17 protein-coding genes are annotated in these 16,137 nt (G+C 72.1%); 10 read left to right on the plus strand and 7 right to left on the minus strand.

Annotation, left to right across the window (positions count from 1 at the left end):
- Positions 1-38 precede the first annotated feature (38 nt).
- Positions 39-857, plus strand: a complete 819-nt coding sequence (locus ABZ444_RS42190) for an NUDIX hydrolase (protein WP_358009619.1) — start codon at positions 39-41, stop codon at positions 855-857.
- A complete protein-coding gene (locus ABZ444_RS42195; RefSeq protein ID WP_357966135.1) occupies positions 854-1,642 on the plus strand; it encodes an MBL fold metallo-hydrolase in 789 nt (262 codons plus the stop codon). Before ABZ444_RS42190 ends, ABZ444_RS42195 begins: the two co-directional genes overlap by 4 nt.
- On the opposite strand, the gene ABZ444_RS42200 is transcribed toward ABZ444_RS42195, so the two are convergent.
- Entirely contained in the window at positions 1,624-2,304 is a 681-nt protein-coding gene (locus tag ABZ444_RS42200) for a Crp/Fnr family transcriptional regulator (protein ID WP_358009621.1), read from the minus strand. The two genes, ABZ444_RS42195 and ABZ444_RS42200, sit on opposite strands and share 19 nt — an antisense overlap.
- Before the next feature lie 133 nt (positions 2,305-2,437).
- Positions 2,438-2,869: a hypothetical protein gene (locus ABZ444_RS42205; RefSeq protein WP_358009623.1), complete on the minus strand. Its 432-nt coding sequence runs from the start codon at positions 2,867-2,869 to the stop codon at positions 2,438-2,440.
- A gap of 76 nt (positions 2,870-2,945) precedes the next feature.
- Here ABZ444_RS42205 and nth point away from each other — a divergent pair, with 76 nt between their 5' ends.
- The gene (gene nth / locus ABZ444_RS42210) at positions 2,946-3,668 is read left to right on the plus strand and encodes an endonuclease III (protein ID WP_358009625.1); all 723 of its coding nucleotides are present in this window, start codon (positions 2,946-2,948) and stop codon (positions 3,666-3,668) included.
- A 49-nt stretch (positions 3,669-3,717) separates the two neighbouring features.
- Positions 3,718-4,383 (plus strand): CoA pyrophosphatase, encoded by a 666-nt coding sequence (locus tag ABZ444_RS42215; protein ID WP_358009627.1) that lies wholly within the window; start codon positions 3,718-3,720, stop codon positions 4,381-4,383.
- Between the two features lie 20 nt (positions 4,384-4,403).
- Here ABZ444_RS42215 and ABZ444_RS42220 read toward each other — a convergent pair whose 3' ends face one another.
- The gene (locus tag ABZ444_RS42220) at positions 4,404-4,916 is read right to left on the minus strand and encodes a HEAT repeat domain-containing protein (RefSeq protein ID WP_358009629.1); all 513 of its coding nucleotides are present in this window, start codon (positions 4,914-4,916) and stop codon (positions 4,404-4,406) included.
- Between the two features lie 82 nt (positions 4,917-4,998).
- On the opposite strand from ABZ444_RS42220, the gene ABZ444_RS42225 reads away from it, so the two are divergent.
- Entirely contained in the window at positions 4,999-6,189 is a 1,191-nt protein-coding gene (locus ABZ444_RS42225; protein WP_357966149.1) for a MarP family serine protease, read from the plus strand.
- On the opposite strand, the gene ABZ444_RS42230 is transcribed toward ABZ444_RS42225, so the two are convergent.
- From ABZ444_RS42230 to acs, 4 genes are all read right to left on the minus strand, one after another.
- The gene (locus tag ABZ444_RS42230; RefSeq protein WP_358009631.1) at positions 6,186-6,629 is read right to left on the minus strand and encodes a DUF309 domain-containing protein; all 444 of its coding nucleotides are present in this window, start codon (positions 6,627-6,629) and stop codon (positions 6,186-6,188) included. The two genes, ABZ444_RS42225 and ABZ444_RS42230, sit on opposite strands and share 4 nt — an antisense overlap.
- Positions 6,630-6,645: 16 nt before the next feature.
- Positions 6,646-7,563 carry an alpha/beta hydrolase gene (locus tag ABZ444_RS42235; protein ID WP_358009633.1) on the minus strand — a complete coding sequence of 306 codons (918 nt, stop codon included), beginning with the start codon at positions 7,561-7,563 and terminating at the stop codon, positions 6,646-6,648.
- A complete protein-coding gene (locus ABZ444_RS42240) occupies positions 7,553-7,993 on the minus strand; it encodes a phage holin family protein (RefSeq protein ID WP_357692590.1) in 441 nt (146 codons plus the stop codon). Before ABZ444_RS42240 ends, ABZ444_RS42235 begins: the two co-directional genes overlap by 11 nt.
- A gap of 186 nt (positions 7,994-8,179) precedes the next feature.
- Positions 8,180-10,153, minus strand: a complete 1,974-nt coding sequence (acs, locus tag ABZ444_RS42245; protein ID WP_358009635.1) for an acetate--CoA ligase — start codon at positions 10,151-10,153, stop codon at positions 8,180-8,182.
- A gap of 428 nt (positions 10,154-10,581) precedes the next feature.
- On the opposite strand from acs, the gene ABZ444_RS42250 reads away from it, so the two are divergent.
- From ABZ444_RS42250 to ABZ444_RS42270, 5 genes are all read left to right on the plus strand, one after another.
- Positions 10,582-11,361, plus strand: coding sequence for an oxidoreductase (locus ABZ444_RS42250; RefSeq protein ID WP_358009637.1), 780 nt, complete (start codon positions 10,582-10,584; stop codon positions 11,359-11,361).
- Between the two features lie 735 nt (positions 11,362-12,096).
- Complete coding sequence (gene ssd / locus ABZ444_RS42255; protein WP_358009639.1) at positions 12,097-13,137, plus strand: septum site-determining protein Ssd; 1,041 nt, start codon at positions 12,097-12,099, stop codon at positions 13,135-13,137.
- Positions 13,134-14,297 (plus strand): TadA family conjugal transfer-associated ATPase, encoded by a 1,164-nt coding sequence (locus tag ABZ444_RS42260; protein ID WP_358009641.1) that lies wholly within the window; start codon positions 13,134-13,136, stop codon positions 14,295-14,297. Before ssd ends, ABZ444_RS42260 begins: the two co-directional genes overlap by 4 nt.
- A 13-nt stretch (positions 14,298-14,310) precedes the next feature.
- A complete protein-coding gene (locus ABZ444_RS42265; protein WP_358009643.1) occupies positions 14,311-15,024 on the plus strand; it encodes a type II secretion system F family protein in 714 nt (237 codons plus the stop codon).
- A gap of 172 nt (positions 15,025-15,196) precedes the next feature.
- Positions 15,197-15,985, plus strand: coding sequence for a type II secretion system F family protein (locus ABZ444_RS42270; RefSeq protein WP_358009645.1), 789 nt, complete (start codon positions 15,197-15,199; stop codon positions 15,983-15,985).
- The last annotated feature ends 152 nt before the right edge of the window (positions 15,986-16,137 follow it).

Consider the following 16,137-nt stretch of genomic DNA (forward strand, 5'->3'; position numbering starts at 1 on the left):
TGTCACCATGACCGAGTGATGTTCTAGTAGGAGGTCAGGTGGCCGGTCTTCCCCTTCCCGACGAGCTCGCCGCGCGAGCCAGAGAGATCATCGCCGGGCGGCTCGCCCCCGTCCCGGCGCGCGACGCCGCCACGGTGGTGATCCTGCGCGGCTCGGGCCCGCGCGGTGGGCCCGAGGTCTACCTGCTCCGGCGGAAGTCCACGATGGCCTTCGCGGCGGGCGCCTACGTCTTCCCCGGCGGCTCCGTCGATCCACGCGACACCGACCAGGCGGTGGCCTGGGCCGGGCCGTCCCCCAAGGAGTGGGGCGAGGTCTTCCACGCCAGTGAGAACGTCGCGCGCGGGCTGGTGTGCGCGGCCGTGCGGGAGACGTTCGAGGAGTCCGGGGTGCTGCTGGCGGGGCCGGGGCCGGACAGTGTGGTCGAGGACACCACGGGCGACGACTGGGAGGCCGACCGGCTGGCGCTGATCGACCGGAGCCTGGCCTTCGCCGACTTCCTGGCCAAGCGGGGCCTGGTGCTCCGGTCCGACCTGCTCAAGCCGTGGGCCCACTGGATCACGCCGGAGATCGAGCAACGCAGGTTCGACACCCGGTTCTTCGTGGCGGTGCTGCCCGAGGGCCAGCGCACGCGCGACGTCGGGGGCGAGGCCGACCACGTGGTGTGGCGGCGGCCGGCCGAGGCGATCGAGCTGTGGCGCGCGGGTGAGATCTTCCTGATGCCGCCCACCTCCCACACGCTCGCCGAGCTGGCCGGGCACGACAGCGTGGCGTCCGTGCTGGCCGAGGAGCGGCGGATCACCGCGATCCTGCCGGCGGCCGTGGAGGTCGAGGGGGAGATGAGGTTGATGACGCCGTGAGCGGCCTGCACATCCCGCTCGGCACGCCCGACGGCTCCCGTACCGAGCACGCCGAGAACCTGCTGGCGCCCAACCCGTCCGCCATGACGCTCGACGGCACCAACACCTGGGTCATCGGCACCCGCGACGCGGTCGTGGTCGATCCCGGGCCCGACGACGAGGCGCACCTGCTGCGCGTACGCGACCATCTGGGCGAGCGGCGGGTCACCCAGATCCTGCTCACGCACGGCCACGCCGACCACAGCGGCGGCGCCAAACGCTTCGCCGAGCTGGTCGACGCCCCCGTACGCGCGCTCGACCCGCGCCACCGGCTCGGCGACGAAGGGCTCGGCGACGGCGACGTGATCACGGTCGACGGCCTGGAGCTGCACGTCTACGCCACGCCCGGCCACTCGTTCGACTCGCTGTGCTTCTGGCTGCCCCAGGACAGGGCCATGCTGACCGGCGACACCGTCCTCGGCCGGGGCACCACGATCATCGCCCAGGACGGCGGCCTGGGCGACTACCTGCGCAGCCTCGACCGGCTGCGGGCGGCGGCCGAGGGCCTGGGGGCGCGGGCGCTGCTGCCCGGCCACGGCCCGGTGCTGCCCGACCCGATCGCGGCCCTCGACGGCTACATCGCCCACCGGCGGCAGCGGCTCGACCAGATCAGGGCGGCGCAGGCGCGGGGCGCGCGCACGCCGCAGGAGGTCGTCGAGATCGTGTACGCCGACGTCGACAGGTCGCTCTGGCCCGCGGCGGAGGTCTCCGTGCGGGCCCAGCTCGACTACCTGGAGCGGTTGTAGAGCCGGTCCATGTCGAGGATGACCACGGCCTTGGCCTCGATGCGCAGCCAGCCGCGCTGGGCGAAGTCGGCCAGGGCCTTGTTCACCGTCTCGCGCGAGGCCCCGACGAGCTGGGCCAGCTCCTCCTGGGTGAGGTCGTGGTGCACGCGCGTGCCGTCGTCGGTCTTGGTGCCGAACCGCTCGGCCAGGTCGAGGAGCTGCTTGGCGACCCGGCCGGGCACGTCGGTGAAGACCAGGTCGGCCAGCACGTCGTTGGTGCGGCGCAGCCGCTGGGCCAGCGCGCGCAGCAGGTGCAGCGCCACCTCGGGGCGGCCGGTCAGCCACGGGCGCAGGTCGTCGTGGCCCAGCCCGGCCAGGCGCACGTCGGTCAGCGCCGTCGCCGTGGCGGTGCGCGGACGCGGGTCGAACAGCGACAGCTCGCCGAACATCTCGCTCGGGCCGAGCACGCTCAGCAGGTTCTCGCGGCCGTCGGGCGAGGTGCGGGAAAGCTTGATCTTGCCTTCGAGCACGACGTAGAGCCGGTCGCCGGTCTCGTTCTCGTGGAAGAGGGTCTGTCCCTTGGACAGCTGGACCTCGGTGATGCTCGTCCGCAGCGCCGCGGCGCTCTCGCGGTCGAGCGCGGCGAACAGGGGGGCCTTGCCCAGCACATCTTCGGTGTTCACTCTGCCTCCTCTGCTGCCATTGTGACTCACCCCACTCCGGGCGGCACACACAGGCTATGGGAATGCCCGGTTTGGCCCGGGATTGCCCTGATGTGTCGCGCACTGAAGTGTATGAACAAATCGGGTGACCTGCTTACTTCCGCAGGAGGTCGTCCACGGAGGCGACCGCCGTCGCCATCGTGTGGCCCAGCAGGACGCGTACGACATGGGCCGCCGAAGGACGGCCGACCGGCTCCGGACGGCGACAGCGCTCGACGACGCCGCGCAGCGGCTGCGGCAGCGCACCGGACCCGCTCGCGAACGTCACCAGCTCGGCCCAGTCCCGCACGTCGGCGGCCGGGCCGCCGCGGCCGGGCGAACCCTGCTGCACGCCCACCAGCACCTGGCCGCGCGTGCCGAGCGCGACGTTGTCCGGGGTGAGCCGCAGGCCGGTCACGCCGTGGGCGTGCATCCTGGCCATGGCCGCCGCGCTGCCCAGCGCCAGCCGGTGCAGCGCCGCGCCGCGCAACGGTCCGCCCGCGCGGACGAACTCGGTCAGTGACTCGCCCTTGTGCCGATCGCCCATGGTCGCCGCCCTCCAAGCCGCCAGGTTGTACGCGAACGCGGCGTAGAAGGTTCAACCGTTCCCATAGTCTTGCGGCATGGCCACGAACGCGGCGGGGCGCAAGCCGGAGACCCAGCTCGCCCTGGTACGCCGGGCGCGCAGGATGAACCGCGTCCTCGCCGAGACCTACCCCGACGCCCACTGTGAGCTCGACTTCCGCAACCCGCTGGAGCTCCTGGTCGCCACCATCCTGTCGGCCCAGTGCACCGACAAGCGGGTGAACATGGTGACCCCCACCCTGTTCGCCAAATACCCCACCGTCGAGGACTACGCCGCCGCCGACCGCGCCGAGATGGAAGACATCATCCGCTCGACCGGCTTCTTCCGCGCGAAGACCAACAGCATCATCGGCATGGCCCAGGCCGTGTGCGAGCGTTACCGCGGCGAGGTGCCCGGCCGGCTCAAAGACCTGGTCACCCTGCCCGGCGTGGGCCGCAAGACCGCCAACGTGGTGCTCGGCAACGCGTTCGGCGTGCCGGGGCTGACCGTCGACACGCACTTCCAGCGGCTCGTGCGCCGCTTCGGCTGGACCGCGGAGACCGACCCCGTCAAGATCGAGCACATCGTGGCCGAGCTGCTGCCCCGGCGCGAGTGGACGATCTTCTCCCACCGGGTGATCTGGCACGGCCGCCGCATCTGCCACGCCCGCCGCCCGGCCTGCGGCGTGTGCCCGCTGGCGAACCTGTGCCCCTCCTTCGGCACCGGGCCCACCGGCGAGGCGGAGGCCGAGAAGCTGGTCAGGCCCGGTCCCTTCTCCTGATCCGCGAGCAGCGGGAAGTGATCGAGGCCGTGCCGTGTTGGAGGTTGGCGTGACAGAAGTGCCCGACTGGCTCGAACGGCTGGCGGCGCAGGCCGCGCGCATCACGGTCCCCCGTTACCTGCGGCCCCCGGCCGACGGCGGGCGCCTGGCCGCGGTGCTGATGTTGTTCGGCGAGGGCCCGCTCGGCCCCGACGTGCTGCTCATCCAGCGCAGCTCACGCGGGCGCAGGCACGCGGGCCAGCCGGCCTTCCCCGGCGGCGGCGTCGATCCCGACGACGGCGGCCCGGTCGGCGCGGCCCTGCGCGAGGCGGAGGAGGAGACCGGCGTCGATCCGCGCGGCGTCCACGTCCTCGGCACGATGCCCGAGCTCTACCTCGACCACAGCGACAACCGGGTCACCCCGGTGTTCGGCTGGTGGCACACGCCGTCCGCCGTGCACGCGGCCTCGCCCGACGAGGTGGAGTCCGTGGAGCGGGTGCCGATCGCCGAGCTGGTCGATCCGGGCAACCGGGTCATGTTGCGGCATCCCAGCGGGCTCGCCGGGCCGGCCTTCCACGTGCGGGGCATGCTGGTGTGGGGGTTCACCGCGATGGTGCTCGACTCCGTGCTGCGCGAGGGCGGCCTCGAACGTCCCTGGGACCAGGCGCGGCTTGAGGACCTGCCGGCCGAGGTCGTGCGGCTGGGCCTGCGCGAGCGGACCACTCCGGCGCCCTGACGCAGGACGCCGGGCCGGGGTCACTCCGGGGCCCTGAGCGAGACGCCCAGCGAGGCCCAGTCGGCCACGTCGGCGTCGTCGTCGGCGGCGAGGGTGCGCAGCATCTCCAGACCGGCCCGGTCGGGCGGGTCGCCGAGCACGTGCTGCAGCGCGTACGCCGCCCCGTACCGCACCCTGGCGTCGTCGTGACAGGCCAGGTCGATCACCGAAGGCAGCGAGCGGGGGTCGGCCAGGTGGCCGAAGGCGATCAGCACGGAGTACAGGACCATGGCGTCGTCCTCGCTGGCGGCCAGGTAGCGCAGCACCGGCAGCGTACGGTCCACGAAGGGCCGCAACATGCCCATGATGTCCACCCCGAGCAGGCGCTCGGCCACGTTGTCCGCAGCGCACAGGCGGCGTGCCTCGATGAACGACTCCAGGTCGGCCCGCTGGCGCAGCTGGCAGATCACGTGCCAGCGCAGCGGGCCGTCCGGATCGGTGTCGCTGAGAGCTGCCTGGATGAGATCGCGCACTGTTCCCTCGGCCGGCGGCATACCGCTCAAGATAGCCAGGTGGGTGACGCCGTCCTGGCGGAAGACGTGCACACTTGACCGTATCGCTGGTTACCTTTGAAGCGTGCGCGGTGATCTGCTTGACCTCATATTGATCGGCCTCGTGATCGCCTTCGGCGTATCCGGCTACCGACAGGGCTTCATCATCGGCGCGATGAGCTTCGTGGGGTTCGTGGGCGGCGCCGTGCTCGGCATCTTCATCGCTCCGCCGATCGCCAAGGCCGTCGTCGACGGCGACACCCCGCAGGCGCTGCTCGCGATCGTGATCGTCTTCCTGGCCGCCACGATCGGCCAGTTCGCCTCCTCCACGGTCGGCGCGGTCGTGCGCAGCCACGTGACCTGGGAGCCGGCCAAGATGGCCGACGCGGTGGGCGGCACGTTCGCCAGCGCGCTGTCCGTGCTGGTGATCGCCTGGCTGATCGGGTCGCTGATCGTCTCGACGACGTTCACCCCGCTGGTCGACCAGGTCAAGAACTCCGCGCTGCTGACCACCGTCGACGACGCGATCCCGCAGGCCGCGCGCAACTGGCAGCAGCCGTTCAAGAAGTTCGTCGACAGGTCGGAGTTCCCGCCCGTCTTCGACGCGATCGGCGCCGACACGCTGATCGACGTGCCGCCGCCCGCGCAGAGCATCCTCCAGGGCGCCAAGCTGGGCCGGGCCCAGCGGGCCATCGTCAAGGTCCAGGGCAACGCCGAGAGCTGCAACAAGCACATCGAGGGCACCGGCTTCGTCTACGCCGACGGCCGGATCATGACGAACGCCCACGTCGTCGCCGGCGTCACCCGCGACCTGGAGGTCATCGACTACAAGAACGTGCGCCACCCGGCCAAGGTCGTGCGCTACAACCCCCAGCGCGACATCGCGATCCTCTACGTGCCCGGCCTCAACCTGCCGCAGCTCAGCTTCGAGGCCGACGGCAAGCGCGGCGCCAACGCGATCATCGCCGGCTTCCCCAGGGGCAAGGGCTTCACCGCCGAGCCGGCCCGCATCGGCGGCCGCCTCGACGCCGAGGGCCCCGACATCTACCACGGCAGCAACGTCCGGCGGAAGGTCTACGCGATCCGCGGAAAGGTGCTGCCGGGCAACTCCGGCGGCCCGCTGCTCACCGTCGACGGCCGCGTCTACGGCGTGATCTTCGCCGCCGCGGTCAGCGAGAAGGACACCGGTTACGTGCTGACCGCCGAGGAGGTCGCGCCCGACGCCGGCCAGGGCAGGAACGACACCTCCGCGGCCAGCACCCAGGAGTGCGACTAGCCGGGCAGCTCGCCCAGGATCAGGGCGATCGCCGCGCCGGGGTCGCTGTCTGGGGTCAGGCCGGTGGCCGCCCTGCCGACGGCGTCGTAGTCGCCGCCGTACGCCTGCGCCCTGGCCGCGCCGCGGCTGAACAGGGTGATCGCGCCGCGGCCGTTGCCGCGCTGCAGGTGCGTCAGGCCGACGCAGATCTGCGCGAGCCCCTGCCACAGCTCGCGCTCCTCCTCGGGCGCGCACTTCCAGCGGCCCTCGAAGACCTCGTGCGCGTTGAACGGCAGTCCCTCGGCCAGGAAGCGCCGCGCGTCGGCGAGCGCCTGGTCGGTGGTGGGGGCGTAGTCGTCGGGGACCCGGTCGACGCCGGGCGAGCCGTAGGGGAGGGGCCTGCCGTACGCGTCGCGTGGCCTGGCGTTGCGCGGCTTGCCCTGGGGGTCGCGGTCTCTCATCGCTCGCGGGGCTTCCTCATCGGTCGGGCTCGGGGTCGGCCAGCCAGCCGAGCAGCTCGGTGTCGAACACGTCGGGGATCTCTTCGTGGGGGAAATGGCCCGCGCCCTCGAACAGCCGCCAGCGGTAGGGGGCGGCGACGTACCGGCTGGAGCCCTGGGCGGTGCGGGGCAGCATGCACGGGTCGAGCGCGCCGTGCAGGTGCAGCGTCGGCGCCTCGATCTCGGTACGCATGACCCTCGCGTAGCGGCGGCCGTCGGGCCGGAGCTGGGAACGGCCGAACCAGCGGTGGTACTCCAGCGCCGAGTGGGCCACGGCGGGGATCCGGAACGCCTCCCGGTAGGTGCGCGCGGTCTCGGCGTCGGGCCAGCCGGGCGCCGACCAGCCCGCCAGGATCCGGCCGACCAGGGCCGCGTCGTGCCGGGTGAGCCTGCGTTCGGGCAGCAGCGGGAGCTGGTAGCCGAGCGCGTGCCGGCCGGCCCTGAACTGGCCGAGGTCGGTCACCAGCGCGTTGCGCAGCCGCAGCGGGTGCGGCGCCGAGACCACGACCAGCCGGCGCACGCACTTGGGGTCGAGCACGGCCATCGTCCAGGCCAGCAGGCCGCCCCAGTCGTGCCCGACGACGACCGCGCCGGTCTCGCCGAGCGCGCGGATCAGCCCGGTCGCGTCGGCGGCCAGGGTGGGCAGGTCGTAGCCGCGCGGCGGCTTGTCGCTGCCGCCGTAGCCGCGCAGGTCGGCGGCGACCGCTCGGAAACCGGCCTGGGCGAGGGAGGTGAGCTGGTTGCGCCAGGTCCACCAGAACTGCGGGAACCCGTGCAGCAGCAGGACCAGCGGCCCCTCGCCGGCCTCCACGACGTGGAAGCGGGTGCCACCGGCGTGCACGGCCCGGTGTGTCCACGGGCCGTCGATCTGGACGACCGTCTCGTCAGGTGCCATCACGACTCACCGGCTGGCCCTCGGGGCTGGGCACGGGAAGCGTCTGCTCCTCCGGCGTCGCGATCTCCTTGAGGCCCTTGATCGACCTGGCGGTGCGCTTCATCCCGGCCAGGCCCTTCAGCCTGCGCACGCCGACCAGCACCAGCAGGCCCGCGGCCACCAGGTAGAAGACGGTCACGATGAGGAAGGCCAGCCAGTTGGGCAGCCACTGGGCCAGCACGTACGCGATGGTGAACGAGGCCAGGATCAGGCACAGGTGCGCCATGAACGCGGCGGCGGCGAACAGGCCCGCGGCCATGCCCACTCGCTTGGCGTCGAACTTGAACTCGGCCTTGGCCAGCTCGATCTCGGAGCGGACGAGGTCGGAGATATGGCTGCTGGCCTGGGCGACCAGCGAGCCCAGGGATTCTTCCTCGGGAGTCTGCGGCATGAACGTCTCCTATCGAGGCCTGGTGGCCGTGTCAAACATCCCGTACTGACGGCTGGGCGCCACCGAACACGCCGAGGACGCTACTACTCACAGAACTACCCGATCGCCCACGATAACGCCGTCCGGTGGAGACAGCTGAGGCGCATGCCCGGTTCGGGCATGCGCCTCAGCTGACTTGCGGCCTGATCAGTCCTCGGACTTGGCCGCGGGCAGCTTCTCGGAGATGAGGTTCATCACCGTGCTGTCGGCCAGCGTGGTGACGTCGCCGATGCTGCGGTTCTCGGCCACGTCGCGCAGGAGGCGGCGCATGATCTTGCCGGAGCGGGTCTTCGGCAGCTCGGGCACGACCAGGATCTGCCGCGGCTTGGCGATCGGGCCGAGCGTCTTGGCCACGTGATCACGCAGCTCGGCGGCGATGTCGTCGTTCTCCTCGGCGCTGCCGCGCAGGATCACGAACGACACGATGGCCTGGCCGGTCACCGGGTCGGTGGCGCCGACCACGGCCGCCTCGGCGACCTTGGGGTGGCTGACCAGCGCGCTCTCCACCTCGGTGGTGGAGATGTTGTGGCCGGAGACGAGCATGACGTCGTCGACGCGGCCGAGCAGCCACAGGTCGCCGTCCTCGTCCTTCTTGGCGCCGTCGCCGGGGAAGTACATGCCCTCGAAACGCGACCAGTACGTGTCGATGTAGCGCTGGTCGTCGCCCCAGATCGTGCGGAGCATGGCGGGCCACGGCTCGCGCACCACGAGGAAGCCGCCGCCGCCGTTGGGCACACTGTTGCCCTGGTCGTCGACCACGTCGGCGCTGATGCCCGGCAGCGGCCGCATGGCCGCGCCCGGCTTGGCCGAGGTGACGCCCGGCAGCGGGCTGATCATGATCGCGCCGGTCTCCGTCTGCCACCAGGTGTCCACGACCGGGCAGCGGTCGTGGCCGATGTTCTCCCGGTACCAGACGTAGGCCTCGGGGTTGATCGGCTCGCCGACCGAGCCCAGGACGCGCAGGCTGGACATGTCGAACTTGGCGGGGATGTCGTCGCCCCACTTCATGAACGTCCGGATCGCCGTGGGGGCGGTGTAGAGGATCGTGACCTTGTACTTCTGCACGATCTCCCAGAACCGGCCGCGGTGCGGGGTGTCCGGGGTGCCCTCGTAGATGACGCTGGTCGCGCCGTTGGCGAGGGGGCCGTAGACGATGTAGGAGTGGCCGGTGACCCAGCCGATGTCGGCCGTGCACCAGTAGATGTCGGTCTCGGGCTTGAGGTCGAAGACCGCGTCGTGCGTGTAGGCGGTCTGGGTGAGGTAGCCGCCGGTCGTGTGCAGGATGCCCTTGGGCCGGCCGGTGGTGCCGCTGGTGTAGAGGATGTACAGCGGGTCCTCGGCGCCGTGGGGCTCGGCGGTGTGCTGGTCGCTCTGGCGCTCGACCAGGTCGTGCCACCACACGTCCTTCTCGCCCACCGCGACGTCCTGGCCGGTACGCCGTACGACGAGCACGTTCTCCACCTGCGGGCACTCGGCGACGGCCTCGTCCACGGTGGGCTTGAGAGCGCTCGGCTTGCCGCGGCGGTAGCCGCCGTCGGCCGTGATCACGAGCTTGGCGTCGGCGTCGTCGATGCGGCTCTTGAGCGCGCCGGCGGAGAAGCCGCCGAACACCACCGAGTGGATCGCGCCGATGCGGGCGCAGGCCAGCATCGCGATAGGCAGCTCGGGGATCATCGGCATGTAGATGGCCACCCGGTCGCCCTTGCGCACGCCGAGCTCCTGCAGGGCGTTGGCGGCCTTGCTGACCTCGGTCTTGAGGTCGTTGTAGGTGAGCGTGCGGCTGTCGCCCTCGGGCTCGCCCTCCCAGTGGTAGGCGACCTTGTCGCCGCGTCCCTCCTCGACGTGCCGGTCGACGCAGTTGTAGGCGACGTTGAGCTCGCCGCCGACGAACCACTTGGCGAACGGCGCGTTCCACTCCAGCGTCGTGTCCCACCGCCTGGCCCAGGTCAGCCGCTCGGCCGCGCGCTCCCAGAAGGCGAGACGGTCGGCGTCGGCCTCGGCGTAGGCGGCGGCGGTCACGTTCGCGGCCGCGGCCAGCTCAGCCGGTGGTGCGAACCGGCGGTTCTCCTGCAGCAGGTTGGACAGCGCCTGGGTCTCGTTGCCAGGGGTCTCCGGGGCCACTTCGTGCTCCTTCTATGGCCAGGTGGGATAGGTCGGGTCCCACTTCACCAGCTCACGGCCTCCCCACACAAGAGGTCTAGACAGGTCTGTACCGATTCGCGTGGGTGGCCGCATGATTATCAGCTCGCATGACAAACGCAATTGAACTGTTGTCATCCTGAAATCAGGAGAATATGCGGTTCGGCATGGCGGGAAAAAGCGGGGGTCGCCGTAGCGCCTAATACGGCGGCGGTCCGGTCCATGGCGGGGCTTGGTGTGGCGCCTTGTGCGGTGGTGGTGCGGGTCCATGGCGGGGCACGGTGTGACGCCTTGTGCGGCGGCTTGTGCGGCGGCGGTGTGGTCCATGGCGGGGCACGGTGTGGCGCCTTGTGCGGCGGCGGTGTGGTCCATGGCGGGGCACGGTGTACCCGCCGGTAAGGTCGGTTTTCGTGAGTGACCCATTGGCCGTCATCGCGCGGTTCCCAGGCGTGTCCGAGGCGGTTGACGAGGCGCGGCAGGCCGTCGACCGGCTCTATCGGCATCGCGTCCTGCGTCGGGCGAGCCCGGCGGTGTCCACCGAGTCGTCCCTGCGCGGCGCGCGGGCCTCGGCCGCGATCGAGGGCGCCGACGTGCCGCTGGACGCGCTGCGCCGCGACGAGGTGCACGACCCGCTGGTCCAGGGGGCGCTGCGGGCGTCCGCGGAGATGGGCCGGCTCGGCCCCACCTGGCGGAAGGCGCCGAGGCAGGTGCTGGCCCGCCTGCACACCGTCGCCGCCGCGGGGCTCGCCGACCAGCCCTCATTGGGACGTCCCCGTACGGACGACTCCGCCCCCGACCCGCTCGGGCTCGGCCCCGCGCCGGGGGCCGCGGAGACCGCGACGCGGATGGAGGCCCTGCTCAGGCTGCTGGAGGGGGCGGGCAAGGCGCCCGCGATCGTGCTGGCCGCCGTGGTGCACGCCGAGCTGGCGGTGCTGCGTCCGTTCGGTACGTGCGACGGCGTCGTGGCACGCTCCGCCGAGCGGCTGACCCTGGTCGAGTACGGGCTCGACCCGAAGTCGCTGGTCGTCGTGGAGATCGGGCATCTGGAGCTGCCGTACGCGGAGGCGCTGCGGGCGTACCTGACCGGGACTCCGGAGGGCGTCGGCCAGTGGGTACAACACTGTGCCTCGGCGGTAAGCCTGGGGGTGCGGGAGACGACCGCGATCTGCGAAGCGATGCAGCGAGGCTGACGGACGGGCTGGTCACATGGCTGACGGCGTCTCGTGTGAGACGCCGTCTGCCGGTGCATCACACCGGGTTACCAAGCGTGCACCTCAAATCCGTCGGAGCGGGTCAAGCCCGTCACGACGCGCCTCCCGCGGCTGGTCGCGCGTGGGTGCCCGGCTGATGCACCCGGACAAGTGGTCCGTAACCCCTTTCTACGTCGGATCCGCCCTGATGGGAACCCCTTGGAGCAAGACCTTTACCGAGCCGTGGAGCGGCCGGGCGGGTTCCGTTGCGGCGCCCGCGAACGCCAACCCGTTACCCACCTGTGACGATTACGGACAGTGATCGCCTTTATGTGATCGTTATCGGGTGGCGAAAAAACTTGGCGAAAATGCCAGATTACTGCTCGACGAAACTCGAGTGGATCGGGCAGCATACGGTGGTATCGCCCGAAACTGGAGCGGCTGTGTGAGGGATTGGTTTGCAAGTCTCTTGCCATGTTCCGGTGAAGTGATGAAAGCTTTCTTCTGAAACGGGACCGGCTCTACCCCCCCGGAGCCGGACCGATCAGGCGACCCCCGCTCTCCCCCCCGGCGGGGGTCGCCCTTTTTCTGCCCCAGGTCGTCCTGGGCCCACCGGTTGTCCACAGGCGCCACGTGCCCCCGCACCGGCCATCCCCAGAATCCCGTTCGCCCTCTCGCGACGTCCCTCCTCCCCAGCAGGGTTGACCTCCCACGCCCCCGCAAGAGGAGGACCCCGTGCACCGCCCCCTGGTCATCACCGAGGACCACGACCTCCTCGACGACCTGGTCCGCATCGCGGCCGCCGCCGGCGCCCAGCTCGACGTGGCCCACACCCCCGCCGGCGCGCGCCCTTACTGGAACCTCGCCCCCATGGTCGCCATCGGCCCCGACCAGGCCGACGCCGTCTCCGCCACCTCACCGCCCGCCCGCGACCAGGTGCTCCTGGTGACCCGCGCCCCCGACGACCCCGACACCTGGCGCAGATGCGTGGCGGTAGGCGCCCAGGCCGTCGTACGCCTCCCCGGCGACGAACGCCACCTCGTGGAACGCTTCGCCGACGCCATGGAGCCCGAACCCCGATCAGGCGCGGTGACCTGCGTGATCGGCGGCCACGGCGGGGCCGGCGCGAGCGTGGTCGCCGCCTGCCTTGCCCTGCGCGCCTCGGGCGACCGCCTCCGTACGCTGCTGATCGACGCCGACCCGCTGGGCGGCGGCATCGACGCGCTGCTCGGCCACGAGGAGGCGGCGGGCGCCCGCTGGGGCGACCTCGTGGCGAGGGAGGGAAGGATCAGCTCCAGCGCCCTGCAGGCGGCGCTCCCGTCGTTCGGCGACCTCGCGGTCCTGTCCTTCCACCGTGGCGCGGTGGCCGCGATCCCGCCCCAGGCCATGCGCTCGGTCCTGGAAGCGGGCCGGCGCGGCTTCGACCTGATCGTCGTCGACCTGCCGCGCCATCTCGACCCGGCCGCCGTGGAAGCCCTCACCAGGGCGACCACGACCCTGACGGTCACCACGGCAGACCTGCGCGGCATCCTGTCCACCGTCCAGGTCCTGGGCGAGCTCGGCAAACACACCTCCGACGTGCGTGCCGTCCTCCGCCCCGGCGTCCTCGACGAGGAGACGGCGGCGGCGTCCCTCGGCATCCCCGTCGCCGCCCGCCTGCCCGACCACCCGAGGCTCACCGCCACCCTCAACCGCGGCGAGCTGCCCAGGCTCGGCCCGCGCACGGTTCTCGGCAGTCTCTGCGCCGCTCTCCTCCGCGACCTGCTTCCGGCATGAGTGCCGCCGAGGAGGTCTCCCCGGAGCTCGTGGAGGCCGTACGCGTCCGCCTTGCGCGCGCCGGTGTGGAGCCGACGGCGGCCCAGGTGGCCGTGGCGCTCCGGGCCGAACGCTCGGTCTACGGAGACGCCGAGATCCTGGCGGTGGCCCGCGCCCTGTGCGCCGACCTGATCGGCGCCGGCCCGCTGGAGCCGCTCCTGGCCCGTCCCGACGTCACCGACGTCCTGGTCAACGGCCCACGCGAGGTGTGGATCGACGACGGCGCCGGCCTGCGCCGCACCTCCGTCACCTTCACCGACGACGGGGCGGTCCGCAGGCTGGCCCAGCGCCTCGCGGCCGCCGCCGGTCGCCGGCTCGACGACGCATCCCCTTACGTGGACGCGCGGCTGGCCGGCGGCGTCCGGCTGCACGCCGTCCTGCCGCCGATCGCGTCCGGTGGCACCTGCGTGTCGCTGCGCCTGCCGCCGCGCCGCACCTTCACCCTGTCCGACCTGGTGTCGGCCGGCACGATCGCCCCGGCGGCCGTCACGGTGCTGACGGCGATGGTCGACGCCCGGCTCGCCTTCCTCGTCACGGGCGGCACCGGCACGGGCAAGACCACGCTTCTGTCGGCCCTGCTGTCCCAGGCCGACCCGGCCGAACGCCTCCTGCTGGTGGAGGACTCCGCCGAGCTACGCCCTCTGCATCCCCACGTGGTCCGCCTGGAGACCCGCCCGGCCAACCTCGAAGGAGCGGGCGGGGTGGGCCTGCGCGACCTGGTGCGCCAGGCGCTGCGCATGCGTCCCGACCGTCTCGTGGTGGGCGAGGTCAGGGGAGCGGAGGTCGTCGACCTGCTCGCCGCCCTGAACACCGGCCACGAGGGCGGCTGCGGCACGCTGCACGCCAACGCCGCGGCCGACGTGCCACCCCGCCTGGAAGCCCTCGGCTGCGCGGCCGGCCTGACCAGGGAGGCCGTGCACAGCCAGCTGGCCGCGGCCCTCGACGTGGTCGTCCACCTGACCCGCACCCGCAGCGACGGCCGAAGGCGCGTAGCCGAGATCTGCCTGCTCTCCAGAACCCCGGCCGGCCTCGTCGAATCGCTCCCCGCCCTCACCTTCGCCCCGAACGGCTCCTCCCACACCGGCCCCGGCTACGAATCCCTCCTGCGCAGGACATCATGAAGGCCCCCGGACGATGACCGCCGCGCTCATCTCGGCCCTGTCCACAGCCTGTGCCGTCTGGCTGTGGACCGGCCCGGCGACGCCCGCCCTCCGCCTGCACGCGCTGCTGACCGCTCGCCACCGCCGTCTCCCATGGCAACACCTGCTCCGGGCCACCCTCAACCGCCCCGGCCCCGCCCGCCGCGCCGACTCCTGGCGCCGCGCCTCCATAGAGCTGTGCCAGTCGCTCTCGGCCGAGCTCGCCGCGGGCCGCACCCCTGGCGAAGCCCTGACCCGAGCCATCACGGCAGTCGACTTCCCCGACCCCGAAGCCCTGCGCCCCGCCCTGGCCGCCGCACGAGACGGCGGCGACGTCGCCGCGGCCCTCACGGCAGCGGCTCCGGCTCAGGGCGGCGAGGGCCTTCGCCGTCTCGCGGCCTGCTGGGACGTCAGCCTCACCGTGGGCGCCGGCATGTCCGCACTGGTCGAACGAGTCGGCGGCACGCTCCGCGCCGCCCAGACCCACCGCCAGGACGTCGCCGCCCAACTGGCCGGCCCCCGCACCACAGCCCGGATGCTCGCGGCCCTGCCGGTCCTCGGCCTGCTCATGGCGGGAGCGCTCAACATGCACCCGCTGAGCTTCCTGTTCGGCACCTTGCCCGGCCTGCTCTGCCTCATGGCCGGCGCCGCCCTCGACGCCTGCGGCCTGTGGTGGACCCACCGCATGGCCACCAAGGCCCAACCCTGACCCGCCACGCCCCCGACACCTGCAGGTCAGGACTCCCGCGAGACCTGTAGCTCAGCACTCATGCGACATCTGTCGGCCATCACTCCGGCGACTGGTCCTCTCCGGATCGTTCTCATCCCCGCCCGTCCGAGTCGTCCTCATCCCCGTTCACCCGAACCACTGGATCCGCCCGATGCTCCCCTTGCTGTCCGCCCTTTGCGCAGCCCTCGCCACCTGGTTGTGGTCAGCCCCACGCACCCCGGCAGACCGGCTCACCCGCCTCCTGCCCTCGCCCGACCCGCCGTCGAGCCCCGCCACGTCTCCCACGGACACCCCGGCCCAGCCCGACTGGCTCGACAAGCAGGACCCCCACCACCGCCGTCCGACCCGCAGAACCGTCACCACCGCCGCCATCACCGGCGTGATCACCGCCCTTCTGATCGGCGGCCTCGCAGGAATCGCGGTGGCCCTCCTGCTGACCCCGGTGACCGCCCTGATCCTGCACAGGAAGGAACCCCCGCGGTCCCGCCAGGAACGCGAGCAGATCACCGCCGATCTCCCCTTCGCCGCCGACCTGATGACCGCCTGCCTTCTCGCCGGACAACCGGTGACCGCCGCCACCGACCTGGCCGCGACCACGATCGGCGGCCCCCTCGGTCGGCGTCTGGCGTGGGTGGGCAGCCAACTCCGTCTGGGCGCCGACCCCGAGCCGACCTGGGCAACCCTGGCGAAGGACCCGGCCCTGAGCCAGCTGTCCAGAGCCATGAGCCGGGCCGCGCAGACCGGCGCCCCGCTGGCGGACGTGCTGACCCGCCTGGCCGACGACGCGAGGGACACAGCCAGAGCCGCCTCACTCGCCGCCGCCCGGACCGTGGGCGTGAAAGCGGTCGCCCCTCTGGGCCTGTGCTTCCTGCCGGCCTTCGTCCTCCTGGGCATCATCCCGGTGATCGCCGGCCTCGCCTCCACGATCGTTCTGCCGTGACCTCTGGCGGCTTTGTCCACAGCCTGAGGGCCGACCCGCGGACAATCCCCAGAACGCCATTCGGCCTGACGGCGGCTGTGCCTTCTCGGCGAACCTTGGACTCCCGCCGGACAAGACCCGGCTCCGACCACCTGGAGGCACGATGCAACGTC

The sequence above is a fragment of the Nonomuraea sp. NPDC005730 genome, from assembly GCF_040630865.1.
GTDB lineage: Bacteria > Actinomycetota > Actinomycetes > Streptosporangiales > Streptosporangiaceae > Nonomuraea.

What these genes read in the sequence shown, in the direction of transcription:
- ABZ444_RS42205 (WP_358009623.1), bottom strand. Translation starts at nt 2,869, where the DNA reads ATGGGCGATCGGCACAAGGGCGAGTCACTGACCGAGTTCGTCCGCGCG.
- nth (WP_358009625.1), top strand. Translation starts at nt 2,946, where the DNA reads ATGGCCACGAACGCGGCGGGGCGCAAGCCGGAGACCCAGCTCGCCCTG.
- ABZ444_RS42220 (WP_358009629.1), bottom strand. Translation starts at nt 4,916, where the DNA reads ATGCCGCCGGCCGAGGGAACAGTGCGCGATCTCATCCAGGCAGCTCTC.
- ABZ444_RS42230 (WP_358009631.1), bottom strand. Translation starts at nt 6,629, where the DNA reads ATGAGAGACCGCGACCCCCAGGGCAAGCCGCGCAACGCCAGGCCACGC.
- ABZ444_RS42235 (WP_358009633.1), bottom strand. Translation starts at nt 7,563, where the DNA reads ATGGCACCTGACGAGACGGTCGTCCAGATCGACGGCCCGTGGACACAC.
- ABZ444_RS42240 (WP_357692590.1), bottom strand. Translation starts at nt 7,993, where the DNA reads ATGCCGCAGACTCCCGAGGAAGAATCCCTGGGCTCGCTGGTCGCCCAG.
- ABZ444_RS42260 (WP_358009641.1), top strand. Translation starts at nt 13,134, where the DNA reads ATGAGTGCCGCCGAGGAGGTCTCCCCGGAGCTCGTGGAGGCCGTACGC.
- ABZ444_RS42265 (WP_358009643.1), top strand. Translation starts at nt 14,311, where the DNA reads ATGACCGCCGCGCTCATCTCGGCCCTGTCCACAGCCTGTGCCGTCTGG.
- ABZ444_RS42270 (WP_358009645.1), top strand. Translation starts at nt 15,197, where the DNA reads ATGCTCCCCTTGCTGTCCGCCCTTTGCGCAGCCCTCGCCACCTGGTTG.